Origin of the sequence: Streptomyces niger (assembly GCF_000718305.1) — a bacterium.
In the GTDB taxonomy this organism is placed as follows: domain Bacteria; phylum Actinomycetota; class Actinomycetes; order Streptomycetales; family Streptomycetaceae; genus Streptomyces; species Streptomyces niger.
The window spans coordinates 115,354-140,706 of the sequence record NZ_JOFQ01000003.1 but is presented as its reverse complement, the minus strand read 5'-3'; the positions used below and the strand labels follow the sequence as shown (position 1 = coordinate 140,706).

At 73.8% G+C, this 25,353-nt stretch carries 24 protein-coding genes and 1 pseudogene; 15 read left to right on the top strand and 10 right to left on the bottom strand.

Annotated features, from left to right (window positions below; genetic code table 11):
• Positions 1–52: 52 nt before the first annotated feature.
• The 3 genes from IF20_RS07230 (at position 53) to IF20_RS07220 (ending at position 2,575) form a co-directional block, all read left to right on the top strand.
• A complete protein-coding gene (locus IF20_RS07230) occupies positions 53–751 on the top strand; it encodes a DsbA family protein (RefSeq protein ID WP_052864169.1) in 699 nt (232 codons plus the stop codon).
• A gap of 158 nt (positions 752–909) precedes the next feature.
• Positions 910–1,317 carry a MarR family winged helix-turn-helix transcriptional regulator gene (locus tag IF20_RS07225; RefSeq protein ID WP_234426552.1) on the top strand — a complete coding sequence of 136 codons (408 nt, stop codon included), beginning with the start codon at positions 910–912 and terminating at the stop codon, positions 1,315–1,317.
• Positions 1,318–1,807: 490 nt separating this feature from the next.
• Positions 1,808–2,575 carry a TetR/AcrR family transcriptional regulator gene (locus tag IF20_RS07220; protein WP_110943916.1) on the top strand — a complete coding sequence of 256 codons (768 nt, stop codon included), beginning with the start codon at positions 1,808–1,810 and terminating at the stop codon, positions 2,573–2,575.
• Here the strand turns inward: IF20_RS07220 and IF20_RS07215 are convergent.
• Positions 2,566–4,041 carry an LVIVD repeat-containing protein gene (locus IF20_RS07215; protein ID WP_052864447.1) on the bottom strand — a complete coding sequence of 492 codons (1,476 nt, stop codon included), beginning with the start codon at positions 4,039–4,041 and terminating at the stop codon, positions 2,566–2,568. The two genes, IF20_RS07220 and IF20_RS07215, sit on opposite strands and share 10 nt — an antisense overlap.
• Positions 4,042–4,250: 209 nt before the next feature.
• Here IF20_RS07215 and IF20_RS07210 point away from each other — a divergent pair, with 209 nt between their 5' ends.
• A complete protein-coding gene (locus tag IF20_RS07210; RefSeq protein ID WP_052864167.1) occupies positions 4,251–4,976 on the top strand; it encodes a DUF305 domain-containing protein in 726 nt (241 codons plus the stop codon).
• Here IF20_RS07210 and IF20_RS37485 read toward each other — a convergent pair.
• A pseudogene (locus IF20_RS37485) lies at positions 4,973–5,366 on the bottom strand (DUF6624 domain-containing protein). The gene IF20_RS07210 and the pseudogene IF20_RS37485 sit on opposite strands and share 4 nt — an antisense overlap.
• 155 nt (positions 5,367–5,521) lie before the next feature.
• On the opposite strand from IF20_RS37485, the gene IF20_RS07205 reads away from it, so the two are divergent.
• Complete coding sequence (locus tag IF20_RS07205; protein WP_052864166.1) at positions 5,522–6,886, top strand: FAD-dependent oxidoreductase; 1,365 nt, start codon at positions 5,522–5,524, stop codon at positions 6,884–6,886.
• A 154-nt stretch (positions 6,887–7,040) separates the two neighbouring features.
• Here IF20_RS07205 and IF20_RS07200 read toward each other — a convergent pair whose 3' ends face one another.
• Complete coding sequence (locus tag IF20_RS07200) at positions 7,041–8,240, bottom strand: sensor histidine kinase (RefSeq protein WP_052864165.1); 1,200 nt, start codon at positions 8,238–8,240, stop codon at positions 7,041–7,043.
• Positions 8,237–8,917 carry a response regulator gene (locus tag IF20_RS07195; protein ID WP_052864164.1) on the bottom strand — a complete coding sequence of 227 codons (681 nt, stop codon included), beginning with the start codon at positions 8,915–8,917 and terminating at the stop codon, positions 8,237–8,239. Before IF20_RS07195 ends, IF20_RS07200 begins: the two co-directional genes overlap by 4 nt.
• 200 nt (positions 8,918–9,117) lie before the next feature.
• Between IF20_RS07195 and IF20_RS07190 the strand changes: the two genes are divergently transcribed.
• Complete coding sequence (locus IF20_RS07190; RefSeq protein ID WP_052864163.1) at positions 9,118–9,960, top strand: DUF4344 domain-containing metallopeptidase; 843 nt, start codon at positions 9,118–9,120, stop codon at positions 9,958–9,960.
• On the opposite strand, the gene IF20_RS07185 is transcribed toward IF20_RS07190, so the two are convergent.
• From IF20_RS07185 to IF20_RS07160, 6 genes are all read right to left on the bottom strand, one after another.
• Positions 9,911–10,321 carry an ArsR/SmtB family transcription factor gene (locus tag IF20_RS07185; protein ID WP_052864162.1) on the bottom strand — a complete coding sequence of 137 codons (411 nt, stop codon included), beginning with the start codon at positions 10,319–10,321 and terminating at the stop codon, positions 9,911–9,913. The two genes, IF20_RS07190 and IF20_RS07185, sit on opposite strands and share 50 nt — an antisense overlap.
• 98 nt (positions 10,322–10,419) lie before the next feature.
• Positions 10,420–11,004, bottom strand: a complete 585-nt coding sequence (locus tag IF20_RS07180) for a VanZ family protein (protein ID WP_234426551.1) — start codon at positions 11,002–11,004, stop codon at positions 10,420–10,422.
• Positions 11,005–11,058: 54 nt separating this feature from the next.
• Positions 11,059–12,387, bottom strand: a complete 1,329-nt coding sequence (locus tag IF20_RS07175) for a cation:proton antiporter (protein WP_110943915.1) — start codon at positions 12,385–12,387, stop codon at positions 11,059–11,061.
• Position 12,388: 1 nt separating this feature from the next.
• Positions 12,389–12,859: a cation:proton antiporter regulatory subunit gene (locus tag IF20_RS07170; RefSeq protein ID WP_052864161.1), complete on the bottom strand. Its 471-nt coding sequence runs from the start codon at positions 12,857–12,859 to the stop codon at positions 12,389–12,391.
• A gap of 137 nt (positions 12,860–12,996) precedes the next feature.
• Positions 12,997–13,455, bottom strand: a complete 459-nt coding sequence (locus tag IF20_RS07165) for an SRPBCC family protein (RefSeq protein ID WP_052864160.1) — start codon at positions 13,453–13,455, stop codon at positions 12,997–12,999.
• Between the two features lie 156 nt (positions 13,456–13,611).
• The gene (locus tag IF20_RS07160) at positions 13,612–13,923 is read right to left on the bottom strand and encodes a hypothetical protein (protein WP_052864159.1); all 312 of its coding nucleotides are present in this window, start codon (positions 13,921–13,923) and stop codon (positions 13,612–13,614) included.
• Between the two features lie 430 nt (positions 13,924–14,353).
• Between IF20_RS07160 and IF20_RS07155 the strand changes: the two genes are divergently transcribed.
• The 9 genes from IF20_RS07155 (at position 14,354) to IF20_RS07115 (ending at position 25,348) form a co-directional block, all read left to right on the top strand.
• Positions 14,354–15,610, top strand: a complete 1,257-nt coding sequence (locus IF20_RS07155) for a GNAT family N-acetyltransferase (RefSeq protein WP_110943914.1) — start codon at positions 14,354–14,356, stop codon at positions 15,608–15,610.
• A 51-nt stretch (positions 15,611–15,661) separates the two neighbouring features.
• Positions 15,662–16,897 (top strand): DegT/DnrJ/EryC1/StrS family aminotransferase, encoded by a 1,236-nt coding sequence (locus IF20_RS07150; protein ID WP_052864157.1) that lies wholly within the window; start codon positions 15,662–15,664, stop codon positions 16,895–16,897.
• Positions 16,898–16,961: 64 nt separating this feature from the next.
• The gene (locus IF20_RS07145) at positions 16,962–18,017 is read left to right on the top strand and encodes a glycosyltransferase family 2 protein (protein ID WP_052864156.1); all 1,056 of its coding nucleotides are present in this window, start codon (positions 16,962–16,964) and stop codon (positions 18,015–18,017) included.
• Positions 18,014–19,411, top strand: a complete 1,398-nt coding sequence (locus tag IF20_RS07140; RefSeq protein WP_052864155.1) for an NAD(P)/FAD-dependent oxidoreductase — start codon at positions 18,014–18,016, stop codon at positions 19,409–19,411. Before IF20_RS07145 ends, IF20_RS07140 begins: the two co-directional genes overlap by 4 nt.
• On the top strand, positions 19,404–20,825 hold the full coding sequence (locus IF20_RS07135; RefSeq protein WP_052864154.1) for an aspartate aminotransferase family protein: 1,422 nt from the start codon (positions 19,404–19,406) through the stop codon (positions 20,823–20,825). Before IF20_RS07140 ends, IF20_RS07135 begins: the two co-directional genes overlap by 8 nt.
• Positions 20,822–21,235, top strand: a complete 414-nt coding sequence (locus IF20_RS07130) for a hypothetical protein (RefSeq protein ID WP_052864153.1) — start codon at positions 20,822–20,824, stop codon at positions 21,233–21,235. The genes IF20_RS07135 and IF20_RS07130 overlap by 4 nt, the downstream gene beginning before the upstream one ends.
• Entirely contained in the window at positions 21,232–22,710 is a 1,479-nt protein-coding gene (locus IF20_RS07125) for a GMC family oxidoreductase (protein WP_052864152.1), read from the top strand. Before IF20_RS07130 ends, IF20_RS07125 begins: the two co-directional genes overlap by 4 nt.
• A complete protein-coding gene (locus IF20_RS07120; RefSeq protein WP_110943913.1) occupies positions 22,707–24,320 on the top strand; it encodes an FAD-dependent oxidoreductase in 1,614 nt (537 codons plus the stop codon). Before IF20_RS07125 ends, IF20_RS07120 begins: the two co-directional genes overlap by 4 nt.
• Positions 24,317–25,348 (top strand): iron-containing redox enzyme family protein, encoded by a 1,032-nt coding sequence (locus tag IF20_RS07115; protein ID WP_110943912.1) that lies wholly within the window; start codon positions 24,317–24,319, stop codon positions 25,346–25,348. Before IF20_RS07120 ends, IF20_RS07115 begins: the two co-directional genes overlap by 4 nt.
• Positions 25,349–25,353 lie beyond the last annotated feature (5 nt).

The window sequence follows — 25,353 nt, the reverse complement described above, 5'->3', positions numbered from 1 at the left end:
TGCCACCGCCACCCGACGCCGTCCGACTGCGTACGCGAAGGAGCACCGCACCGTGACCGCCGAAGACCTCCGGACCGTCCCGCGTCCCGAACCCCGCACCGTGGACGTCTGGTTCGACCCCTCCTGCCCGTACACCTGGCTGACCGCCCGCTGGCTGCGGGAAGCCGCCGCGGTCCGCCCCCTGGAGCCGCGCTGGCACCTGATGAGCCTGGCCCTCCTCAACGAGGACCGGGACGACGATCCGGAGGGCGACCCCGAGGGGTACCTGATGGTGCCCGTGCGGATCGGCACCGCTGTCCGGCACCACCACGGCCAGGAGGCCCTGGGCCGCTTCCACGCCTCCCTGTGGGCCGATCTCGACTCCCCCGGCGGGGGCGGCGGGCACGCCAGGAAGTGGATCAACGATCCGGCCCTGGCACTGGCCCACGCGGGCCTGCCGACGGAGCTGGCGGCGGCCGGTACGTCCACCGCCTACGACGAGGAGCTGCGGGCCTCGCACGCGGCGGCCCTACGGCTCCTGGGCCCGCGGCCCGGAACGCCGGTGGTGGCCGTCGGGGATCCGGCGGAGCCGCACCGTCCCCCGCTGGCCTTCTTCGGGCCGGTCATCTCCCGCGTGCCGAAGGGGGAGGCAGCGGGGCGGCTGTGGGACGGGACGCTGCTGGTGGCCGGGGCCCCCGGATTCCACGAACTCAAGGGAAGGCCCGCCGACCCGGACCCGGACGTGACCGGATCGGACGTCGAACCGGCGTGACCGGACCCGCGTCGGCGGGCCTTCGGACGGGACGGCTGGTGACCGCCCACCGCCCACCACGCCGGCAGCACATGACATACGGTCGGCGCGAGAAGATCACGGGTTCCGACGGTTGAGGTGACACCGCCTTGAGGACGCACATTCCCTACCTCTTAGCCGTGGCGAGCACGGTCGCGACGCGGCGGGTGGACGAGCGGCTGGCCGCATACGACCTGACGGTACGCCAGTACGGCCTGCTCACCCAGCTCTCGCTCGAACCCGAGCTGACCATGGCGGACCTGGCCCGTCAGCTCGGCATCGCCCGGCAGTCGGTGCACCAGCTGGTCAACGAACTCGCCGAGGCGGGCCATGTGCGCCGGCTGCCGGGCGCGGACGACCGCTCGCGCCGACTGGAGATCACCGACACCGCCCACTACCTGCTGAGCCGCATCGACGGGCCGCTGGAACGGGTGGAGGCGGAACTGCTCGGCGACCTCGCCCCGGACGAGGCCGATACCTTGCGCAGCCTCCTCCAGCGCGTCCTGGCCCACGCCACCGACGACGAGGCCTGGCTGCCCGCCCGCTGACCTCGGCGCGGGTAACAACGGGAGTCGAGGCCGTGTCGAGGCCGGGTCCCCAGCCTCGCCGCCATGCGTGTGCTGTTCGTAACCCTGCTGGTGGCGCACGCCGACGAATCCCAAGGAGTCCCGCATGCTCCTCTTCTACCGGTCCCTGGCCCGCGCCCTGCTGAGCGAGGACGCCGACTGGCCTGGTGACCTCTGAGTCCGGATGTTCTGCCGCTCGGCACTTCCATAGGTTCTTCAGCCACAAGGGGCTACGCACGGAGAAGGCCGGGGACGGTCACACCTGCACCTTGAGCTGCGCGAGGTGAAGTGGCCCTGACCAGCGAAAATACTGGTCACAGACCACCGGACCGGAGAAGCCGGAGCCTGCTTCGGGCGATCCCCCGCGTCGCCCGAAGCAGGCAGCTTGACCGGATACCGCTCCGGGGGGAGTCGGCGTCCGGAGACGTACTGAGTATATTGGCCCGGAGCCAGTCAACGCAGGAGTTACAGAATGTCCCCCCGCAGCGCATCGGTCAACGAAGAATTGCGGCGGCGTTCCCGGGAGCGGCTGCTGCAGGCGACTGTCGAGCTGGTGGGCGAGCGGGGGTACGAGGCGACGACGCTGGGGGCCATCGCGGACCGGGCCGGGTCGGCACGTGGCCTGATCTCGTACTACTTCCCCGGCAAGCGGCAGTTGCTGCAGTCCGCCGTGCACCGGCTGATGCATCTGTCGCTGGAGGCGGGGCTGACCCGGGAGCCGTGTCCGGAGGGGCCCGACGCGGGGCGGGAGCTGCTCGCCCGGGCGATCGATGTGATTCTGGGGCTGGCACGGGATCAGCCCACGCTGATGCGGATGCACATGGCGGGGATCCTGACCGCAGAGGGCTTCATCCAGTGTCCGGAGCAGCAGCGGCTCGCGCAGTTGCTGCGGGACACGGTCGTCCGTTACGGATCGGCCGATCCGGACACCGACTATCCGCTGCTGCGTGCGCTGTTGATGGGCGCGGTGGTCGCCGTACTGCTGCCGGGTGCGCCGATGCCGGTCGGCCGGCTGCGCGGCGAGCTGTTCCAGCGGTACGGGCTGGACTGGCGGCTCGGGACGCCACCGGAGGGGGTGTCGCCGCCGCCCGCGGGCGTGTCGGTTCCGGGAGGTGCGGTGTCGCCGCCGGCCGCGGGCGTGTCGGTTCCGGGGGCGGGCCCGCCGGTGCAGGCGGGCCCGCCGTCGACCGCGCAGCCGGGGCGCCCGCCGGAGCCGGAACTACCCGCGGGTCAGCGGTAGTCGGGCTGCGTCTGGACGTTCAGTTCGGACAGCCGGACCGAGCGCGCGCTGTCCGTGCGACGGTCGTCGATCTTCAGGACGTCGAAGCCCTTGGCGATGTCGTTCGAGTAGATGTGGCCGTTGTAGTAGTACGCGGACCAGGCGCCGCCGGTCGCGAGGGTGTCGGCGGAGAGCGGACCGCGCTCGAAGTAGCCGATCTCCTTGGGCTCGGTGGAGTCGGTGAAGTCCCAGATGGACACGCCGCCCTGGTACCACGCCTGGACCATGATGTCGCGACCCTTGGCCGGGATGAGCGAGCCGTTGTGCGCGACGCAGTTCTCGGTGTCGGCCTGGTGGCGCGGGATCTTGTAGTAGCTGCGGAAGACCAGCTTGCGGTGGTCGCCCTTGCCGACGATGTCGTAGATGCCGTCCGCGCCGCGGGTCGGGCCGATCTTCTCGTTGCAGGTGGCCGCGCCGCCACCGCCCAGCTCGTCGGTGAAGACGACCTTCTTGCCGCTCTCGTTGAACGTGGCGGAGTGCCAGAAGGCGAAGTTCACGTTGTCCTGGACGCGGTCGATGACCTTGGGCGCGGCCGGGTTCTTGATGTCCAGCAGGATGCCGTCACCCATGCACGCACCGGCCGCCAGCTTCAGCTTCGGGAACGTGGTGAGGTCGTGGCAGCCCGTGGTCTTCGTGACCCCGGGGTTGGTCGGCCCGCCGGGGTTGCCGCCGTCGGGGAAGAGCACGGGGAAGTCGATGACCGCGGCCTTCTCGGGCGCCGAGCGCGGCACCTTGATGACGGAGATGCCGTCGTGCGGCGGTTGGCAGTCGGGGAACGTCTCGCTGGGTGAGTAGGAGGAGACGTAGATGTAGACGTTCTTGCGGTCCGGGGCCAGGGTGTGGGTGTGCGAGCCGCAGGCGGTCTCGACGGCGGCGACGTACTCGGGGTTCTCCTTGTCGCTGATGTCGAAGATCTTCATGCCCTCCCAGGAGGACTTCTCGGTCGCGGGCTGCGTGGTACTGCTGCAGGAGTCGTCGCTGCGCGAGGAGTCGGTGGAGAGGAAGAGCAGGTCACCGGAGACGGAGACGTCGTTCTGCGAACCGGGGCAGAGGACCTGGCTCACGGTGCGGGGCGCGCTGGGGCGGGAGATGTCGTAGATCGCGAAGCCGTCGTAGTTGCCGGCGAACGCGTACTTGCCGTGGAAGGCGAGGTCCGAGTTGATGCTCTGGAGCGCGGTCTTGGGGAGGTTGGCGAGATGCCGGACGTTGTCGCTGTGGACGATCTCGTCCACGCCGGGTATCTCACCGCTCTCCATGGCCTCCTTGGTGTCGGCCCGCTGGCCGCTGGTCACGTCCCGGTGCACGGACGGGGTGTCGCCCGGGTCCGGGGTCGCGGCGGCCGGTCCGGCCGCGAAGAGCGAGGCGACCAGGCCGCACGCGGCGACGGCCGCGCGGAGGTGACCGCGGCGGCCGAAGGGGCGTGGCAGAAGTGGTCTTCGTACGGTGGGTCTGTGCGTCGACGACGTCACAGCGTCCTCCCTTGGAGTCCGTTCGGGGTGGGAACGGTTGTTCTGGCCCCGAGGCTGACCCTGGGTAGTATCGCGCTGCTCATGTACATCTCAATAGGCCGTAAAGAAGATGTCACACAGGGCCCGCGAGATCAGTGAACGGTCCGGCCGAGAACAGGAGTTCCACCGTGCAGCGTTCCAGGAGAGCCGCCCTCGCAATCGTCGCGGCCGCAACCGTCGCAATTCTCGGGGCCGGTGGGTGTTCGGCGGGTGGTGGCGGTGCGGCGGACGCGGCTGCCGGTGACGCCGGGCAGCGGGTCATCGCTCCCGGGAAGCCCGGCGAACCGGCGCGCACCCTCTCCGCCGACGAGGCCCGCAAGGAGACCGACGACGACTCCCCGAACTCCGCCGACTTCGCGTACGTACAGATGATGATCGAGCATCACCAGCAGGCTCTGGTGATGACCGCGCTGGCGAAGAAGCACGCCGCCGCGGCGTCCGTGAAGCGGCTCGCCGACCGGATCGACGCCGCGCAACGGCCCGAGATCGACGCGATGAAGGGCTGGCTGGACAGTCACGGCGGACCGCGCGAGCAGCAGGGACACGCGGGGCATGAAGAGCACGACGGGCATGGCGGGCACGATGAAGCGAAGGGCCATGGGGAGCACGGGGAGGGTTCCGCCGCGATGCCGGGGATGGCGACCGAGGCCCAGCTGGACAAGTTGCGCGCGGCCCGCGGCAAGGGCTTCGACGAGCTCTTCCTCACGCTGATGATCACGCACCACCAGGGCGCGGTGACCATGGCGACGGACGCCCTCTCCGACGGCAACAACGTCCGGGTGGAGGAGATGGCCACCGACGTCATCGCCCAGCAGACGGCGGAGATCGGCCGGATGCGCAAGCTGACGCCCTAGCGGCCACCGGGTGCGAACCGGGCCACGTACTCCTGGAAGGGCTCGATGCCGACCGCCGCGCGCAGTTGGTCCACGCGCTCGGGCTCCTCGCAGGGCCACGGCATCGGGGCTCCGTCCTCGATCCCCGCGATCTGGGTGCCGTAGATCTGCTTGTCGCCCTGGTTGACCAGCGTGCGGTCGCGCAGGAAGGCCAGCTCGCGCGGGCCGGCCGCGCGCGGCCTCCTCGCCGACCCGTGCCGCCGTCGGCCAGCCGTACTCGTCCATGATCTCGCCGAGCCGGTCGCCGTGCCGTGCGGTGAGCCGACGCCACGCGAGCCGCTCGGCGGGGTCGTCGCTCGGAGGCTGCCCCGGACCGTCGGAGACGGACCAGGACCGGCGGAGACGGATCAGAACCGACGCTGCGGCGGGCGGGACGGGACGAGGCACGTGTTTCGGTGCGTTCCCGCGGGGTTTTGCGCCACACCAGGGGGCACAACCGCGCGGCGCCCTCCCCTACCCCGCACGGCGGTGCGATCCTGGAGGCATCCCGCGGAAGGGGCCTCCCAGTGCTTCGTGTCGCAGTGATCGGATCGGGACCGAGCGGGGTCTACACCGCTCAGGCTCTCGTCCAGCAACAGGCCGTACCGGACGTCGAGGTGTACGTCCTGGACCGGTTGCCATGCCCGTACGGACTCGTCCGGTACGGGGTGGCACCCGACCACGAGAAGATCAAGACCTTGCAAGGCACGCTCCGCACCGTGCTGGAGCACCCACGTGTCCATTTCCTCGGCCACGTGGACGTCGGTACGGGCGGGCTCGACCACGCCGAGCTGCGCCGCATCTTCCACGCGGTGGTCTACTGCGTGGGTGCCGCCACCGACCGGCGGCTCGGCATCCCGGGCGAGGAGCTGCCCGGCAGCCGCTCCGCCACGGAGTTCGTCTCCTGGTACAGCGCGCATCCGGACGCGGCGGCGGCCGGTGCGTTCGCGCTCGGCGGGCGGTCCGCCGTGGTGATCGGCATGGGCAACGTCGCCGTCGACGTCGCGCGGATCCTCGCCCGCGCGGCCGGCGACCTGGTGCCGACGGACGTGCCGCAGCCCGCCCTCGAAACGCTTGCCGGGAGCGGCGTGCGCGACGTCTGGATGGTGGGGCGGCGCGGCCCCACCCAGGCGAAGTTCACCACGAAGGAGCTGCGGGAGCTGGGCGTCCTGTCCGGCACCGATGTGGTCGTGCGCCCGGACGAGCTGGCGATGGACCCGGCGTACGGCGCCGACCCGGGGGCGCTGCCGGCCGTGGTGCGCCGCAACGTCGACGTGCTGCGGGAGTGGTCGCAGCGGCCCGCGCCCCCGTCGGACGGCCCGCGGCGCCGCATCCACCTGCGGTTCTACCTCCGCCCCGCCGAACTGCTCGGGGACGCGGAAGGCGGGGTGCGCGCCGTGCGGTTCGAGCGGACCGCGCCGGACGGGCAAGGCGGGGTGCGCGGCACCGGGCAGTACGAGGACATCGCGGCGGGGCTGGTGCTGCGGTCGGTGGGGTACCGGGGCGTGGCCCAGCCGGGTCTGCCGTTCGACGCGGCGACGGGGACGGTGCCGAACGTGGAGGGGCGGGTGCTGCGGGACGGCACGCCGTGTCCGGGTGAGTACGTCGCCGGGTGGATCAAGCGCGGGCCGACCGGCGTGATCGGGACGAACCGGCCGTGCGCGAAGCAGACCGCCGGCGCGCTGCTCGCCGACGCGCCGGGGCTGGCGGGGCGGGAGCTGCCGGCGGACCCGGTGGCAGCGCTGCGGCAGGCGGGGCAGCGGCCGGTGCCGTGGCCGGGCTGGCTGGGCATCGAGGCGGCGGAGGCGGCGCTGGGCCAGGAGCTGGGCCGTACGACGGTCAAGATCCCGGACTGGGACGGCCTGTTGGAGGCGGCGCGAGCGGGACGCTGAGCACGGCCGCGGGGTTCCGGTGAGGCGGTTTCGGAAGGCCGGCTGGGCGGCCCCACCGGGCCGGTGAGCACGGCCCACCTGGGCGGCCCCATCGGGCCGGTGAGCACGGCCCGCGGAGCGCACTCGCCCCCCCCATCACCCTCACCCTCACCCCCTACTGCCTCCCCGTAGGGAACCCCGCGCTGATCAGGAAGCCGCCGTCGGTCGTCGGGACGGCGGCGAACGTGCCGCCGAGGAGCAGGGCGCGTTCGCGGAGGCCGAGCAGGCCGTGGCCGCCTTCGGGGAGCGGGTGGCCGGGCGGCTCGGGGGCGGTGGCCGGGTCGGCGGGGCCGTTGCGTACGTCCACGGTCAGCAGCTCCGCGGCCGTGCCGGCGTCCCGTACGTCCGCGGTGACCCGCACCTCGGCTCCGGGCGCGTGCTTGCGGACGTTGGTCAGCGCTTCCTGGACGGTGCGGTAGGCGGCGCGTTCGACCGCTTCCGGCCAGCTGCGCGCGGGTGCCTCGGGGCCGTCGCCGAGCGCGCCGTCGAGTTCGAGGGTCACCCGCAGGCCGCTCTGCGCCGCGAGCCGGGGCAGGTCGGCCAGGCGGGGCTGGGGTGCGAGCCCGGCGCCCGGTCCGCCGCCGGAGCGCAGCGCCCCGACCATGTGGCGCAGCTCTTCGAGGGTCTTCACGGCGAGGTCGCGGACGGTGCCCGCGCGCTCCCGCGAGGCGTCGTCCCGGCAGGACACCTGGAGCGCGCCGGCCTGCAGGCTGATCAGGCTCACCTGGTGGGCGACGACGTCGTGCATCTCGCGGGCCAGCCGGGCGCGCTCGGTGGTGACCGCCCGTTCGGCGCGCAGCTCCGCCTCGCGGTGGCGGCTCTCGGTGAGGTCGCGGACGCGGTCGCGCAGCTGGCCGCGCGTCCGGGCCCAGCGGCCGAACACGGCGGCGCCGGCGCCGAGGACGCAGGAGTCCAGCAGGTCCAGGACGCTCTGCCGGCCGGCGGTGGGGGTCCAGTCGTCGAGCGGGTAGGGCAGGTAGTGCGCGAGGGTCAGGGCGAGGGCGCCCGCCACCACGACGGCGGTGCCGGCGCGGCGCGCGGCGAGCGTGCAGAGCGCGATCATCGGGGCGAACCAGATGTATCCGATGTACATGCCCAGCAGCGACACCACGAGGGCGGCTTCGGGGCAGCGGCGCCGGACGAGCAGGACGAGGGCCGACGCGAGCGAGAACCACAGCGGGAGGCCCGGCTCGACGCCGTTGACCAGGAAGGCGTCCAGCAGGCCGAGGGCGACGGGCAGCGCCTGGGCGAGGAAGGCCCGAGCCGGTACGGCGCGGTGGCGCGGTCGGGCGACGGCGGTCGCGCCGCTGGTCACGACCGTGCGTCCCCGTACGCCCTGTCCCGGCCCCCCGGCCCGACGAGGCCGGCGCGGTCCGCGATCACCGCGGCCTGGACGCGGTTGAGGCCGCCGAGCTTCGCCAGCAGCGCGCTGACGTGGTCCTTGACCGTGCCGTGCGCGAGGTGGAGGCGCAGCGCGATCTCACCGTTGGACAGGCCCTCGCCGACGAGCGCGAGCACCTGCTGTTCGCGGTCGGTGAGGCCGCCGACGCTGCGCGCTGCGGCCGCGTCCGGCTTGCCGCCGAGGTAGCCGCCGATGACGGCCGGGGTGACGCCGGGGGCGAGCACCCGGCCGCCGTCGGCCAGGACGCGTACGGCGTGCACGAGTTGTTCCGGGGCGGTGTCCTTCAGGAGGAAGCCGGCGGCGCCCTCGTGCAGTGCGGCGCCGAGGTACTCCTCGCCGTCGAAGGTGGTGAGCATGGCGGTCTTCGGCGGGTCCGGCAGCTCGCGCAGCCCGCGCAGGATGGTCAGCCCGTCCACGTCCGGCATGCGGATGTCCAGCAGCAGCACGTCCGGGCGGTGGGCCAGCAGGGTGGTCCGCGCCTCGCCGCCGCCGCAGTCGGCGACCACCTCGATGTCCGGCGCCGACCCGAGGATCAGCCGCAGCCCGGAGCGGACCAGCTCCTCGTCGTCCACGACCACGACACGGATCACCCGAGCTCCTCGTTCCGGCTGTGCGCTGCCCGCCGCCGGCTCCGACGACGCTCTCCGCGATCGAGGTTACGGCAGGTAAGGGGCGTCGGAGCGGCACCTGAAGACGAGATCGGTGGTGTCCACCCCCCGCCGTTCGGCGGGGCGTGCCGAAGTCCGGCGGGGGATCCGCCGGCGGGCCTGGCAGGGCGAGGGTGGCGGGCATGACAGGAAAGCACGCAGCGCCCAAGGCGCGGTCCCGGCGGAGCGCGGCGCTCCGCCGGACCGTACTGACCACGACGGCCTTGACGGGCCTCTCGGCCACGCTGGTCGCCGCCTCGCCCGGCTGGGCCGATTCCGACCGGGCCGTCGCCGGGCACGCCCGCGGTCTGGTGCCGCAGTACCTGGAGCCCGGCCGCGGCGACGCGGACGAGCGGGCGTTCCTCCAGCGGAACCGCCTGCTGGAGCGGGTGTCGGAAAAGATCAACGGCAAGCTGGACGTCCCGGCGAGGATCCGGATGACCGGTCGCTCGTGCGGCAACAGTGACATCGCGTACGACCCGGAGAAGGGCCGGATCGACGTCTGCTACGAGTTCGTGGCGGAGGTCCGGGACATGTTCCGGGACGCCGGGTACGGCAAGGTGGGCGAGCGGACGGCGGGCGTGGTGTCCGAGACGCTGTACCACGAGTCGGCGCACGCGCTGATCGACAAACTGCGGCTGCCGTTCACGGGCCACGAGGAGGACGCGGCCGACCAGTTCGCCGCGTACCACCTGATCCCGCAGGGCCGGAAGGGGCAGCGGTCGCTGCTCGCCGCGGCGGAGAACTACGACCTGTACGCGCGTCAGGAGGCGGACCGCGTCGACTTCTCCGACGAGCACTCCCCCAGCGCCGCGCGCGCCGCGAACTACCGCTCCTACCTCTACGGCGCGGCCCCGAAGCGGTGGGCCGCGCTGGTCGACGGCAAGCACCTGACGCGGGCCCGCTCCGCGTACTCCCGGGAGGAGTACGCGGACCTCAGGACGGGCTGGTCGCACCTGCTGCGGCCGCACCTGCGCCGGCGCTGAGGCCGGCCGCCTCCTGGCGCCGGGCCGCTGCCAGCACGGTGTCGAGCAGGCCGGGGAAGAGGTCCGCCAGGTCTTCCCGGCGCAGTGCGTTCATCTTGGCCGTGCCGCGGTAGGTCTGGGTGATCACACCGTGCTCGCGCAGCACCCGGAAGTGGTGGGTGAGCGTGGACTTGCTGACGGGCGCGTCGAAGACCGAGCAGGAGCACTCCCCCTCGGCGTCGGCCAGCACCCGCACGATGGAGAGGCGTACGGGGTCGGCGAGCGCGTGCAGCACGTCCTCCAGCCGGATGGCGTCGCGGCTCGGGTGCGCCAGCACACGCGGGCCGCCCCCGGTGGGCGTGGTCGTGGCGACGGGCGGCATGGACGGCTCCTGTCGGTCGGCGCTCCCGTACGGGGCTTCTCCGATGTACGAGGACCATCGTAGTTCTGCTCCGCCCGTACCGCCAAGGGAGGCCGGCGTCACGCCGCGCTGGTACGCCGCTGCCACCAGTGACGGCGGCGGGGGTGGACGGCGCGGCCCAGCCGGCGGCCGAGCAGGACGTAACCGAGCAGCGCGCCCGTGGTGTTGAGGATGACGTCGTCGATGTCGAAGGCGCGCCCGGTGACCAGGGCGCCCTGCACCAGCTCGACCAGCAGCATCACGGCCGCGGTCACCAGCACCACCCGCAGCGGTCCGCGGGTCTTCGGCGCCACCACCGGCAGCAGCAGCCCGAAGGGCACACCGAGGACGATGTTCCCGCCGAGCTGCTTGACGGTGTCGACGAACGCGGGCTGCGTGAGGTAGTCGCGGAGCGAGTCGCCGGGCCGCAGGTTGGTGTGGGTGAGGGCTTCGGAGGCGGCCGACGGCTGGAGGGTCAGCCGGGCGAGCACGGCGCCGAACGCCACCATGACGGCGAACGCCACCACCATCACCAGCACCCGGGCGGGCGGCGGGAGCGGTGCTCCGCCGCCCGTGGTGGGCGCGCGGCTCTGCTTCTTCCTGGCGGCGCCGGAGCGCCGGAGTGTCAGCCTGGTGGCGCTCTTGCGCCGGGGTGACCGCGCCATGAAGCCCCCTCGCCTCAGGTGGACCTGCCGGAGTTGGCCGGTCCGACGGTGCGGTTACCCCTGAGGCGGCAGGGCATGCGCGTCCTCGCGGGGCGCGGGGGTCGCGGGTTCCTCCTCCGGTGCACCGGACGCCGCTGCCGGGGCGTCGGTGGCGGCCTCGGCGGGGGCGCCCGCCGGGGCTTCGGCGGCGGAGGCCGCCGGCTTGCGGGAGGTGATGCCGAAGAGCGGCAGGAGACCGGTGCGGGCGCGGTGGACGGCGGGGGCCGCCCAGCGCGCGGTGAGCGGCCCGAGGATGACCATGATCAGGACGTACGCGGTGGCGATCGGGCCGATCCGGGGCTCGACGGCGGTGGTGAGCCCGGCGATGACGATGGAGAACTCGCCGCGTGCCACCAGCGCGCCGCCGGCCCGCAGCCGCCCGTTGGGTCCGATGCCGGCGCGGCGGGCCGCGTACCAGCCCGTCAGGATCTTGGTCACCATCGTCACGAGGGCGAGCAGCAGCGCCGGCAGGAGCACCGGCGGGATGGCCGTGGGGTCGGTGGACAGCCCGAAGAAGACGAAGAAGATCGCGGCGAAGAGGTCGCGCAGCGGCGTGAGGAGCTTGCGCGCGCCCTCCGCGACCTCGCCGGACAGCGCGATGCCGACGAGGAACGCGCCGACCGCGGCGGAGACCTGGAGCTCCTGGGCGATGCCCGCGACGAGCACGGTCAGGCCGAGGACGACGAGGAGCAGCATTTCCGGGTTGTCGGAGGACACCCAGCGGCTGATCACGCGGCCGTGCCGGAGCGCGAGGTAGAGGACGAGGCCGACGGCGCCGAGCGCGATGAGGAGCGTGACGCTGCCGCCGGCGAGTCCGACGCCGGCCAGCAGTGCGGTGAGCAGCGGCAGGTAGACCGCCATGGAGAGGTCTTCGAGGACCAGGACGCCGAGGATGACGGGGGTCTCGCGGTTGCCGAGCCGGCCGAGGTCGGTGAGGACCTTGGCGATGACGCCGGAGGACGAGATCCAGGTGACGCCGGCCAGCGCGACGGCGGCGACCGGGCCCCAGCCGAGCAGCAGCGCGGCGACGGCGCCCGGTATCGCGTTCAGCAGGAAGTCGACGGCGCCCGAGGGGTACTGGGTCTTCAGGCTGGTGACGAGCTCGGAGGCGCTGTATTCGAGGCCGAGGAGGAGCAGCAGGAGGATGACGCCGATCTCGGCGCCGACGCCGACGAACTCCTCGCTGGCGTTGAGCGGCAGCAGCCCCCCGTGCCCGAAGGCGAGCCCGGCGAGGAGGTAGAGGGGTATCGGCGAGAGTCCGACCCGGCCGGCCAGCCGGCCGAGGAGGCCGAGGGCGAGGATGACGGCGCCGAACTCCACGAGCAGTGCGGTGGTCTCGTGCATGTCAGCCTCCGGCGATGATCGCGACGAGGGCGTCGACGCCCTCACGGGTGCCGACCGCGACGAGGGTGTCGCCGATGGCGAAACGGAAGTCGGGTCCCGGGGACGGGTGGGCGCTGGTGCGGCGCAGTACGGCGACGATGGACGCGCCGGTCCGGGTGCGGGCCTTGGTGTCGCCGAGCAGCCGACCGCCGTACGGGGAGCGGCTGCCGATCTGGATGTGCTCGGTGACCAGGTCGATGCCGTCGGTGCGGACGGCGTCCAGCGGGGCCGGGTCTATCAGGTGCGCGAGCGCCGTCGCCTCCTCCCGTTCCAGTGGCACCGAGGACTGGCAGGTATCGGGGTCATCGGCGGAGTAGAAGCCGATGAAGCGGCGTCCGTCGTGGTGCACCACCACGGAGAGGTGCTGTCCGGCGTGCGTGGTGAAGTCGTACCGCGTGCCGACGCCCGGCAGCGAAGTGCGTCGCGTCCCCATCGTGTCCTCCCCGGACACCGCGCCGGGGTGCGCCGACGGCGGCGCGGACCTGACGCGATCTCCTTTACCTGGCCATTACGTTTTACCCCATCATTACAGACGCTTGGTGAATACACCTGGCCGGGCGGGGAGGCGGGTCAGCCGAGGGGCATGCGCCAGGGCTCCTCCGGTAGCGGACTGCCCGTCTCCACAAGGGACTTGAGGTTGGAGAGCACCGCGGCCCAGCCGCCGGCCGCCGTTTCCCGCTCGGCCTCGTCGGCGAGGTTCTCGTGGGTCACGGTGAGCCGGACGATGGCGCCGTACGGCTCGATGCCGAAGGTGACCTTGGACGGGCCGCCGGCCGGCTCCTCACCCGGCAGGGCCCAGGTGGTGACCAGCCGCCGCGGCGGGTCGCTCTCGACGACCAGCCCGACGACGTCGGCGATGCCCGAGCCGTCCGTCCGCTGGTGCTGCCAGGGAGAGCCGACCTGCCAGTCGGAGACGTTGCTGTGGCCCCAGTACGCGGCCGTCAGCTCGGCGTCGGTCAGCGCGTACCAGATCTTCTCCGGCGTGCCCTCGATATAGGTGACGTAGACAAAGCTCGGTCGGTCGTTCATGGCGTCCTCGGCTCGTCGGTGCACGGCAGCGAGCGCCCGCGGTCACGGGCGCTCGCTCACCACCCGACGTTGTGCGGGCCGCGCCCGCCCGTCAACCGCGGCGCGCCGCCACGGCGCCGAACGGGCGACACCGGCCCCTCGGGGGCGTCCGGCGGCTCAGGCCTCGGCCGCGATCCAGGCGATGTGCCAGCCGTTCTTGGCGGCGTACTCCGGGTCGATCGCCTGCCGGTCCACCCGGCGTACGTAGACGCGGAAGCCGGTCGGGGTGGCGGCGTAGACGGTATTGCCGCCCGTGGTCATCCACATACGGTCGTCACCGGTGAGGGCGGCGATGTATGCGGGGGTGCTGGTGAATTCCCCTTCGGAGGTGTCGACGTCGATGTACACGCCGTCGCCGTTGCGGTCGGGATAGGCGACCCATCCCTCGCCGGGCGCGGTCCTTCCGGAAACGAGCTTGCCGTTGGTCATATCGGCTCCCGTTCTCAGGTCATGTACAGCTCAGGCGGCCCTGGCGGCCGCTGCTCCGAGTCTGGGCGGATTCCCCGGTCCACACGGCATTTCGGCGGAAAATGGCCGGAAGTGAAACGTATGGTACCGGGCGCCGCCGAAATGGCCGGAAGCGCCGTTGACCGGGTCTCCCCGGGGTATGGGGGTTGACAGCGGGCGGTCGCCCCCAGACTGTGGTTAACAGCCTCTGGCGGCCCCGAATCGGTTCATCGGCGCATCAGGAGACCGCGATCCGGGCCTCGCGGCGGTCCTTTCCGCAAGGCGGACTTCCACCCCGGCGGAAAAGACCTCGACTTCGGGCAGTACGGCCTGCCCGGCACCTGCGCCGACTGAATCCCTTTCCCGAAGCGCGGCCCGTACGGGCAGCAGCCGGAAACGGTCGGAGGTGCCCATGCATTTCCCCTCACCGCCTTCTCCGGATTACGACTTCCGCCCGCCTGAAGATTGGTCCGAATTCACCGAGGTGGTGAGTCTGGCCTACGGCGGGTACGACCATTCGCCCGAACACCGCGCGACCGCCGCCGAGCTGCTGGAGCCCAAACGCTCGCTGCTCGCCTGCACCGCGGGCCGGCCCTGCGCCACGCTCGCCGGCTACTCCCTGGACATGACGCTGCCCGGCACCGGCCCGCGCCCCGTCCTCGGGCTCGGCTACATCGCCGTCTCCCCCGCACACCGGCGGCGCGGCCTGATGCGCGAGCTGATCCGGCGGACGCTCGCCGACCTGCACACGACGCGCGCCGAACCGGTCGCGGTCCTCAACTCCACCGAGCCGGACATCTACGGCCGCTTCGGCTTCGGCGCGGCCAGCCACGCCGTCTCGCTGGCGATCCCCATCGAGGCCAGGGAGCTCACCGAGATCCCCGCGGGCGACGGCCCCCCGCTCACCCTGGAGGTCGCCTCGCCCGCCGAGAGCGAGGCCGCCGTCGCCGCGGTGTGCCGCGCCGGCCTGGCCGAGCGTCCCGGGACGCTGCGCCGGGAAGGCGCCTGGCTGCGCCGCTCCCTCGCCGATCCGCCCGCCGACCGGGGCGGCGCCGGACGCCTGCTGTGCATGCTGGCCACCGACGGCACGGCCGTACGCGGCTACGCCCTCTACCGGCTCACCGCCGGCTGGACCCGCTCCTACCCGCGGTTCACCGTCTCCGTCCGGGAGCTGTGCGCGACCGACCCGGCCGCCTACGCCTTCCTGTGGCGAGCGCTGCTGGACGTCGACCTCGGCGGCACCGTGGTCGCCGAAGCGCGCCCGGTCGACGACCCGGTGCTGGCCCTGCTCGCCGACCCGCGCAGCGCCGCGCCGACCGTGCGCGATCAGCTGTACGCCCGGGCCGTCGACGTGGACCGCGCGCTGGCCGGCCGCGGGTACGCCGCCGAGGCCGAGCTCGTACTGGAGGTGAGCGACCCGCTCTGCCCGTGGAACGAGGGGCGCTGGCGGCTCATCACCGGCCCGGCGGGCGCCGACTGCGTCCGTACCCGCGCGGCCGCCGACCTGGCGCTGACGGCACGGGAGCTGGGCGCCGTGCTGCTGGGCGACGGCTCGTTCGCGCAACTGGCGCTGGCCGGCCGGGTGACGGAGCTGCGCCCCGGCGCGGTCCGCGCCGCCACGGTCGCCTTCCGCCACGACCCGGCGCCGTACTGCCCCGTCGTCTTCTGACTCTCGGCCCGCGCGGCCGTCCCCACCCGCCGACCCCTTACGGAGCCCGCCATGCCCGGTCCCGGCTATGCCTTCTTCGGGGAAGAGGAACGCGCCAACGTCCAGCAGGTGCTGAACGCGTGGTCCCGCTCCACCGCCGCGCACTCCTACCCGCTCGGCGAGGTCACCCAGCCGCGGCTGTTCGAGCAGGAGGCGGCGCGCCGGCTGGGCAGCCCGCACTGCCTGTCCGTCAACAGCGGGACCTCCGCGCTGCTCACGGCGTTGGCGGCGCTGGACATCGGACCCGGCGACGAGGTCATCGTGCCCGGCTACCTCTACGTCGCCTCGGTCGCCGCCATCGTGCACAGCGGGGCCACGCCCGTCGTCGCCGAGATCGACGAGACGCTGACCCTGGACCCCGCCGACGTCCGGGCCCGGATCACGCCGCGCACCAAGGCGCTGATGCCGATCCACATGCTCGGCGCGCCCTGCGACATGGCCGCGCTGCGGGAGATCGCGGACGAGCACGGGCTGCTGGTGCTGGAGGACGCGGCGCAGGCCTGCGGCGGGACGTACCGCGGCCGGCCACTGGGCTCCTTCGGCCACGCCGCGGCCTTCTCGCTCAACATGTTCAAGGTGATCACGGCGTGCGACGGTGGGTTCCTGCTCGCCGCCGACGAGGACACCTTCCAGCGGGCCTACGGCTTCCACGACCACGGCTGGTTCCCCTACCGACTGGAGGAGGGGCCCGGGGACCGGATGCTCGGCCTGAACCTGCGGATGACCGAGCTGACCGCGGCCGTCGCCCGCGCGCAACTGGCCCGGCTGGACACCGTACTGGCCCGCACCCGGGCCCAGCGGAACGCACTGGCCGCCCTCATCCCCCTGCGGGACGGGCTGGCCCGCCGTCCGGCGCACGACCCCGCGGGCGACTGCGCGACCGTACTGGTCCACCTCTTCGAGGAGCGGGCGGCGGCCGAGGCCGTCGCGAAGCGGCTGGGCACCAGGACGCTGCTGCACTCGCCCAAGCACTACTACGGCGGGCTGCCCGAGCTGCGTGCGCTGGCCGCCGGCGACGCGCGGTCCTGCCCGTCCCGGCGCCGGGAACCCGCGTGGCGGCGGCAGGACTTCCGGCCGGGCGCGCTGCCCCGCACCGACGACGTGCTGGGCCGCGCGGTGGCCCTGACCGTGGGCCTGTCCGACACGTACCTGGGCGCCGACGCGGGCGTCACCGTGTTCAGCGGGCCCGACGAGATCGCCGCGGCCGCCGAGCGGTTCCGGGCCACGGCGGACGAGGTACTGGGCTGACCCGGCCCGGGCGCCGGCCCGGCACCGCACCGGCCGGCGCCCCGCTCGACGGTGAGGAGACGACATGCCCTCGATCCCGTTCCCGGCGGCACCGCAAGGCCCGGTCCCCGCCGGCGCGTCCGGCGCCGCCGGCCCGGCCACCGGCCGGCCGCCGCTGATCAGCGTGGTGGTGCCGTGCTTCGACGAGGAGGCGGTACTGGAGCGCACCCACCGCCGGCTCACCACCGTGCTGGGCGCCCTCCCGGACTGCGCGCACGAGGTGGTCTACGTCGACGACGGCAGCCGGGACGGCACCTGGCGCACCCTGACCTCCCTCAGCGGCGGCGACCCCGCGGTCCGACTCGTCCGGCTGACCCGGAACTTCGGCCACCAGCAGGCGATACTGGCCGGACTGCGGGCGGCCACCGGGGACGCGGTGATCACCATGGACGCCGACCTCCAGGACCCGCCCGAGCTGATCCCCGAGCTGGTCGAGCGGTGGCGCGCCGGCTGGTCGGTGGTGTCGGCGCGGCGGACCTCGCGCGCCGGGGAGAGCCGCTTCAAGGTGGTCACCGCGCACGTCTACTACCGGCTGCTGGCCGCGCTCGCGGACCAGCCGGTGGCGCTGGACACCGGCGACTTCCGGCTGCTGGACCGGGCCGTCGTCCGGCTGCTCACCGAACTGCCCGAGGCCGAGCCGTACCTGCGCGGGTCGGTGTGCTGGGCGGGCTTCCCCGAGGTCAGCGTGGGGTACGAGCGGCTGCCGCGCCCGGCCGGCCGGTCGAAGTACTCGCTGCGGAAGATGGCCGAGCTGTCCCGCCGCGGGCTGGTGTCCTGCTCCCCCGCGCCCGCCCGGATGCCGGCCGTGGTCGGCGTCGCCTGGCTGGGCGGCGCGGCCATGACCGCGGCGGTGCGCCGCCACCGGCTGCCGCTGGCGGCCTGGACGTTCGGCTGCGAGGCGGTGCTGCTGGGGCTGCTGGGCGAGTACCTGCGGCTGGTCCACCGCGAACTGCGCGGCCGCCCGCCGTACGTCCTCCTGGAACGGCACCCGCCGCAGCCGGACGAGCCGGCGGCCCCGGCGGAAGCGGCCGGCGAGGCGGTGCTGCCGCTGCCGGTGGCGCGGACCAGGGCGGCGCGATGAGCACCCCGGACGGGCGCGAGTGGGACGTCGTCGTGGTGGGCGCCGGGTTCACCGGGCTCGCGGCGGCGCACGAGCTGGGCCGGGCGGGGCTGCGCTGCCTGGTCCTGGAGGCGGACGACCGGGTGGGCGGCCTCGCCGGCACCTTCCCGGTCGGCGGGCGGCAGCTGGAGCGCTTCTACCACCACTGGTTCGCCTCCGACACGGACATCTTCCGGCTCTGCGCCGAGCTGGGCTGCGGCCACCTCGTCGAGCGGCACCCGGGCCGAACCGGCTTCTACCACGCGGGCGCCGTCCACCGGCTGTCCACGCCGCTGGACGTGGCGCGGTTCGCGCCGCTGCCCCTCACCGACCGGTTCCGGCTCGGCCGATCGGTGCTGCGGGCCGGGCGGGTGCGGCACTGGCGGGAGCTGGAGGGGCTGACGGCCGAGGAGTGGCTGGTGGGGCTGGCCGGGCGGCGGGTGTACGACCGGGTCTGGCGGCCGCTGCTGGCGGGGAAGTTCGGGGAGTACGCGCCGGAGGTCGGCGCCACCTGGATGTGGACCAAGCTGCACCTGCGCGGCGGCAGCCGCAGCCGCACCGGACGCGAGGTGCTGTACTACCTGCGCGGCGGCTGCGGCGCGCTGCTCGCCGCGTGGCTGCCGGAACTGGCCCGGCTGGGCGTGCGCATCCGCACGTCCTGCCCGGTCACGGACGTGCTGGTCGGGCCGCGGGGGGTGACCGGCGTACGGGCGGGCGGCACCCTGCACGCCGCCCGGCGGGTGCTGGTGACCACCGCGCCCGGCCCCGCCGCGGACTTCCTCGCGGGGCAGGCGGCGGCGCACCCGGCCGTGCCGGGCCTGCGGCGGCAGCTCGCGGCCGTGCCGTACCTGGCCAACATCTGCCTGGTGCTGGAGAACGACCGGCCGCTGTCGGACACCTACTGGCTCAACGTCACCGACCCCGGCTTCCCCTACGTCGGCGTCATCGAGCACACCAACCTCGACCCGGCACACCACTACGGGGGCCGGCACGTGGTCTACCTGTCGAAGTACCTGCCGGCCGACGCCGGGCTGTACCGGATGCCGGACGACCAGGTCTACCGCTACAGCCTGCTCCACCTGCGCCGGATGTTCCCCGCGTTCCGCGAGGAGTGGGTGCGCCGGTACCACGTGTGGCGCGCCGAGTACGCCCAGCCGGTGATCACCCGGCACCACTCGCGGACCGTCCCCGCCACCGAGTCCCCCGTACCGGGCCTCTACCTGGCCGGCATGGCCCAGGTGTTCCCCGAGGACCGGGGCACCAACTACGCCCTCCGGGGCGGGCAGCGGGCCGGCCGGCTGATCGCCGACCGCGTGCGGGCGGCGGCCCGGCCCGCGCACCCCGCCCTGCTCACCACGGGAGCGGCAGATGACTGACCTCTTCACCGCCGAGGACTGCCTGCACATGACGCCACGTCAGGTGCATGGCCTGTACCGCCGTTACGTCAGCCGCAGCCAGGTGTCGCTGCTCGGCTCCTTCGGCTTCGGGCACGACCTGGCCGAGCACGCCGAGGGGTGCTGGATCACCCTGCGCGACGGACGGCGGATCCTGGACTTCACCGGCGGCATCGGCGTACTGAACCACGGCCACAACCATCCGCGGATCCTCGCGGCCCGCCGCCGTTTCGCCGAACGCCAGGCCATGGAGGTGCACAAGAACTTCCTCTCGCCCTATGTCGCCGCGCTCGCCCACAACCTCGCGCAGCTGCTGCCCGGCGACCTGACCATCGGCTACTTCCCCAACTCCGGCGCCGAGGCCGTCGAGGGCGCGCTGAAGCTGGCGTACAAGTACCACCGCGGCCGGCGCGGCACGGTGCTCCACTCCGACATCTCCTTCCACGGCAAGCTGCTCGGCGCCGGCAGCCTCACCGCCTCCCCGGAGGTGACGTTCCCCTACCCCGCCCTGCCCGGCACCGACGCCTTCGCCTACGACGACCTGGCCTCCTTCGTCCTCGCGCTGGAGCGCCACACCGCCGGGGACGGCAGCAGCGATGTGTACGCCGTGGTGCTGGAGCCGTTCAGCGCCTCGGGGCTGCGCGAGTGCTCCGAGGAGTTCCTGCGCGAGGTGCGGCGACTGTGCACCGAACGGGACATCGTGCTCGTCCTCGACGAGGTCTACACCGGCTGGGGCAGGACGGGGACGCTGTTCCACTTCATGCGCCACCCCGGGCTGGTGCCCGACGTGCTCACCACGTCCAAGTCCTTCGGCGGCGGCAAGGCGTCCATCTCCGGCTACGTCGCGCGCGAGCCGCTGTTCCGGGCCGCGTACGACAACCTCACCGACGCCACCTTGCACAGCACCACCTACTACGGCTTCGGGGAGGAGACCGTCACGGCCCTGGAGGCGGTGGCCATCGCGGTCGAGGACGACTATCCGGGGCGCGCGGTGCGGATCGGCGAGCGGCTGGCCGCCGGCCTGGCCGGGATCGCGGCCCGCCACCCCGAGCTGGTCGCGGGCACGGCCGGGCGGGGCGCGCTGCACGGCGTGTTCCTGCGGGCCGGCCATCCGGCGCTGGACCGGGTGCTGCGGCTGCTGCCCGGCTCCTTCGCCAGCGACCCGCGGCTGCGGCTGAAGCTGCTCACCGCGGCCGTGATCGCCGCGCTGTACCGGGACCACGACGTGCTGACGTACTACGGCTCCAACCACGGCCTGCCACTGATCGTCTCGCCGCCGCTGGTGGCCGGTGACAAGGAGGTCGAGGTGTTCCTGGCGGCGCTGGACGCCGTGCTGGAGCGGGGCGCGCCGCGACTGCTTGCGGCGTTCGCCAAGGACCGGGCGGTCCGGCGGTGAGGCCCGACGCGCTGGAGCGGGCGCTGGCGGCAGCCGGGCTGCCCACGCTGTGGGCCGCGCGCCACCCGGTACTGCGGGACCCCGAGGTGCTGGCGCGCGCCGCCGCCCACGTGGCGGGCAGCCTGCGGGTCCAGCCGCGCCCGTACCGGATCGCGGTCCTGCTCGCGCTGCGTCTGATGCCGCTCGCGTTCCTGCTGGTCGCCGGGGTGCGCGTGGCCCGGTCCCGGCCCGATGCGCTGGCGCACGGCAGCCAACGGCTGGCCCGGCTTCCGGGGTGCGCGCTGCTGCTCAGGTCGGCCGAGGCGCTGGCCCTGTACGGCGGGCTGGACGGCGGCCCGGACCGCCTGGCCTCCGGCCCGGCCCCACGTCCGCCGGCGCCGCCCTCCGTCCCGACAGGAGCCCCGACATGAACGCGCCCGAAGCCCGCACGGTCGAGTGCGACGCGCTGGTCATCGGCTCCGGCGCCGGCGGGGCCGTCGCCGCCCTGGAGCTGGCCCGGGCGGGCCGCCACCCCCGCGTGCTGGAGGAGGGTCCGCGGGTGTCCCCCGCCGAACTCGCCGCCGCGACGCCGGCCGAGAACCTGCGCCGGCTCTACCGCAACGCGGGGCTCACCCCCGTCTTCGGCAGCCCCGTCATCCCCTACGGCGAGGGCCGCTGCGTGGGCGGCACCACCGTGGTCAACGGCGGGCTGCTGTGGGAGCCGCCGGCCGGGCTGCTGGACCGGTGGGCGGACGGCCTCGGCACCGACGGCTACCGGCTGCGCCACCTCGCCGGCCACCTCGGCGAGATCTCCCGGCGGCTGGCGGTGGACGCGCAGCGGCACGGCGCGGGCAACGAGGACTCCCGGCTGCTGGCCGCGGCCGCCGAGGTGCTGGGCTGGCGCTGGACGCTCGCCCGGCGCGCGGCACCGGGCTGCGCGCACCGCAACCGCTGCCCCACCGGCTGCCCGTCCGGCGCCAAGCGGACCATGGCGACGACCTATCTGCCCGAGGCGGAGCGGTACGGCGCACGCATCGAACCGGACGTACGCGCCGTACGGCTGGACCACGACGACGGCACGGTGCACACCGTACGGGCCGTGGGGCCGGACGGCGCGCCGGTGCGGTACCGGCCGCGTACGGTCTTCCTGGCCGCCGGAGCCGTCGGCAGCGCCGCACTGCTTCAACGCAGCGGCATCCACCGGAAGGCGGCGGGCCGCGCCACGGCCTTCCACGTGAACCTGCGGCTGCCGGCCCGCTTCGGCTCCGCGTTGCACGCCGAGCGGGGGACCATCTTCACCGCGCAGGTGGGCGAGTTCAGCGGGCTGGGCGTGCACGTCATGGCCGCCAACCTCACGCCCGGTTCGCTGGCGGCGGCGCTCGCGCGCCAGGGCCCCGCCGTGGTCGACGCCCTGCTGGCCGACTACGCGCGCACGGCGGTCTTCACCGTGCAGGTGCGGATGACGGGCCGGATACGCGTCGGCCGGCTGCCCGGTGCCGGCACCGTGCTGCGCCACCGGCTCGCGCCGCACGACGTGGACCTGCTGCGGTTCGCGCTGGTGCGGGCCGCGCGGCTGCTGTTCCGGGCCGGCGCGGTGGAGCTGTACCCGCCGGCTCCCGGGCTGCTGAACTCGGTGCGGTCGGCGGAGGAGTTCGCGCGGCGCACCGATCCGCGCACCTGGGACCTGGTCTCGGTGCACGCCATGGCGTCCTGCCCGATGGGGCCGGCCGAGCGCGGCGGGGTGTGCGACCCGGACGGCCGCCCGTACGGCTTCCGCAACCTGCGGGTGTGCGATGCCGCGGTGCTGCCGGGCCCGACCGGCGTCAGCCCGCAGGGCACGATCATGGCCTTCGCGCACGAGATCGCCGCCCGGTACCTCACCGCTCCGCCCAGGAGGCAGCGATGACCACCCCACACCCACCGGAACCGCCGGGACTGCTGCGCCCCACCGGGCCCGAAGTGGACTGCGACATCGCGGTCATCGGGGCCGGCATGGGCGGGGCGACCCTGGCGTACGCGCTGCGTGACTCCGGCGCCCGCGTCCTCGTCGTCGAGCGCGGTGACTTCCTGCCCCGGGAGGCGGCGAACTGGTCGCCGCACGCCGTCTTCACCGAGCGGCGCTACCGCAACGCCGAGCAGTGGTACGACGCCGCCACCGGGCGGCGCTTCCAGCCGAACGTGCACTACTGGGTCGGCGGCAACACCAAGGTCTTCGGCGCGACGCTGCCGCGCTTCCGGGAGGCCGACTTCGGACCGGTGGAACACGCCGAGGGCACCTCCCCGGCCTGGCCGTTCCCCTACGCCGAGCTGGAGCCGTACTACGCGGCGGCCGAGCGGCTCTACCGGGTGCACGGCACGGCAGGACAGGACCCCACCGACCCCTGGCGGTCCGCCGCCTTCCCGTACCCCGCGGTGCCACACGAACCGGCCGTCGCCGAGCTGGCCGACGCGCTGCGCGCCCAGGGACTGGCCCCCTTCGACCTGCCCACCGGCATCGACCTGCGGCCGGGCGGGGCCTGCGTGCGCTGCGCCACCTGCGACGGCTTCCCCTGCCTGCTGGGGGCCAAGAGCGACGCGGACAGGTGCGCGCTGCGGCCCGCGCTGGCCTCGGGGAACGTGTCCCTGCTGACCCGGACCACCGTGACCGGGCTGCTGACCGATCCGCCGGCGCGCCGGGTGACCGTCGCCGCCGCCCGCCGCGACGGCACGGAGCTGCGCATCCGCGCGGACCGGTACGTACTGGCCTGCGGCGCCGTGAACACCGCGGCGCTGCTGTTGCGTTCGCGTACCGGGCGGCCCGAGGGGCTGGCGAACTCCTCGGGCCAGGTCGGCCGCAACTACATGGTGCACAACAGCACCTTCCTCGTCGCCGCCGATCCCCGCCGCCCGAACGGGACGGTCTTCCAGAAGACCCTGGGCCTGAACGACTGGTACCTGGCGAACGGCGCGCACGGCCCGCTGGGCAACGTCCAGACCCTCGGCAAGCTGCGAGCCGGCACCGCCCGCGGGCTGCACCCCCGGCTGCCCGGACCGGCGCTGGAGTTCCTCACCCGGCACAGCGTCGACCTCTACCTGACCAGCGAGGATTTGCCCGCTCCCGGCAACCGCGTCACGGTCGGGCCGAGCGGTGCGATCCGCCTCGCCTGGCGCCCGGTGAACCTCGCCCCGCACCGCGAACTGGTGCGCAGGACCGCCCGGACGATGCGCCGCGCCGGATATCCACTGGTGTCGGCGCGGCGCATGGGCATCGACGTCACCTCGCACCAGTGCGGCACCGCGGTCGCCGGCGCCGACCCGGCCACCAGCGTCGTCGACCCGGGGTGCAAGGCGCACGACCTGGCCAACCTGTGGGTCGCCGACAGCTCGTGGTTCCCGTCGTCGGCGGCCGTCAACCCCGGCCTGACCATCGCCGCCAACGCGCTGCGCGTCGCGGACGGGCTGCTGCCCCGTACGCCGCGCCGCGCCCGAGGCCCCGCGGACGGCCCGGCCGGCACCGTACACGGAGGTCCTCGATGAACGCCCCACCGCTGCAGGACATGTACTGGCCGCCCGTCCGGCCGTTCCAGGGTCTCGCCCCCGAGCTGGCCCGCTTCCTGTCGGCGCCGTCCGACACGCAGGCGGAGCTGCTGGCCCGGCTCCGCGGCGACCCCGAGGCGCACGGCAGGTTCCTGCACGAACACCTGGCCACGCTCTGCTCCCGGTCCCTCGGCTACCGCGACGGGCCGGCCACCATGACCCGCGACGACGACCTGGAGATCGCCCTGTTCGCCGCGCGGACCCGGCTGGAGCGCGAGCTGATCGACGTGTGGGCCACGCCGGCGCCGGTGCCCGAGCCGGACAGCCAGGAGGCGGCCGCCGACTACCTGGACGAGCTGGCCGCCGACAACAGCGGCGTCTCCCACCCGCTCTTCCGCTATCTCGCCACGGAGGCCACCCGCCCGCAGATCGAGTACTTCGTACGCTGCGAACTGATCCGCAACGAGGTCGTGGACGACGAGGTCGCGCTGCTGGTGGTCGGGCTCCAGGGCCGCCAGAAGGCGGTCGCCGCCGCGAACCTGTGGGACGAGTGCGGCCGCGGCCGGCTGGAGAACTTCCACACCTACTGGCTGCGCCGCCAGCTCGGCTCGGCCGCCGGCTGGGAGGAGCTGGCCCGGTACCGCAGCGCGCACCCGTGGTTCGCGAAGATCACCTCCAACCTGTTCACGGCGCTGCTCACCCGCCCGTCCCGCACCCAGGCGGCGTACGGCTGCTTCTTCGTCTTCGAGAGCTGGGTCGAACCGCACTTCACCCAGCTCCTGGAGGGCATGGACCGGGTGGGCCTGCACGACGAGGACACCCGCCTCTACTTCACCGCGCACACCCGTATCGACCCACGTCACAGCCAGGAGCTCGCCGAAGGCCTGCGCGCCCAGCGCCCCCGGCTGTCGCCCGCCGAGATCTGCCAGGTGCTGCGCGGCGCCCACCTGGCCGTCGACGCGGGAACCCGGCAGTACGACCACCTGCTCCGGCACCTCGTACGGTGGCGCACCCCGCAAGCGGGGTAAGGGAC

Bases quoted from the DNA above. Each gene is read 5' to 3' on its own strand.
- IF20_RS07220 (WP_110943916.1), top strand. From the start codon at position 1,808: ATGTCCCCCCGCAGCGCATCGGTCAACGAAGAATTGCGGCGGCGTTCC.
- IF20_RS07190 (WP_052864163.1), top strand. From the start codon at position 9,118: ATGACAGGAAAGCACGCAGCGCCCAAGGCGCGGTCCCGGCGGAGCGCG.
- IF20_RS07185 (WP_052864162.1), bottom strand. From the start codon at position 10,321: ATGCCGCCCGTCGCCACGACCACGCCCACCGGGGGCGGCCCGCGTGTG.
- IF20_RS07180 (WP_234426551.1), bottom strand. From the start codon at position 11,004: ATGGCGCGGTCACCCCGGCGCAAGAGCGCCACCAGGCTGACACTCCGG.
- IF20_RS07175 (WP_110943915.1), bottom strand. From the start codon at position 12,387: ATGCACGAGACCACCGCACTGCTCGTGGAGTTCGGCGCCGTCATCCTC.
- IF20_RS07170 (WP_052864161.1), bottom strand. From the start codon at position 12,859: ATGGGGACGCGACGCACTTCGCTGCCGGGCGTCGGCACGCGGTACGAC.
- IF20_RS07165 (WP_052864160.1), bottom strand. From the start codon at position 13,455: ATGAACGACCGACCGAGCTTTGTCTACGTCACCTATATCGAGGGCACG.
- IF20_RS07160 (WP_052864159.1), bottom strand. From the start codon at position 13,923: ATGACCAACGGCAAGCTCGTTTCCGGAAGGACCGCGCCCGGCGAGGGA.
- IF20_RS07155 (WP_110943914.1), top strand. From the start codon at position 14,354: ATGCATTTCCCCTCACCGCCTTCTCCGGATTACGACTTCCGCCCGCCT.
- IF20_RS07150 (WP_052864157.1), top strand. From the start codon at position 15,662: ATGCCCGGTCCCGGCTATGCCTTCTTCGGGGAAGAGGAACGCGCCAAC.
- IF20_RS07145 (WP_052864156.1), top strand. From the start codon at position 16,962: ATGCCCTCGATCCCGTTCCCGGCGGCACCGCAAGGCCCGGTCCCCGCC.
- IF20_RS07140 (WP_052864155.1), top strand. From the start codon at position 18,014: ATGAGCACCCCGGACGGGCGCGAGTGGGACGTCGTCGTGGTGGGCGCC.
- IF20_RS07135 (WP_052864154.1), top strand. From the start codon at position 19,404: ATGACTGACCTCTTCACCGCCGAGGACTGCCTGCACATGACGCCACGT.
- IF20_RS07125 (WP_052864152.1), top strand. From the start codon at position 21,232: ATGAACGCGCCCGAAGCCCGCACGGTCGAGTGCGACGCGCTGGTCATC.
- IF20_RS07120 (WP_110943913.1), top strand. From the start codon at position 22,707: ATGACCACCCCACACCCACCGGAACCGCCGGGACTGCTGCGCCCCACC.
- IF20_RS07115 (WP_110943912.1), top strand. From the start codon at position 24,317: ATGAACGCCCCACCGCTGCAGGACATGTACTGGCCGCCCGTCCGGCCG.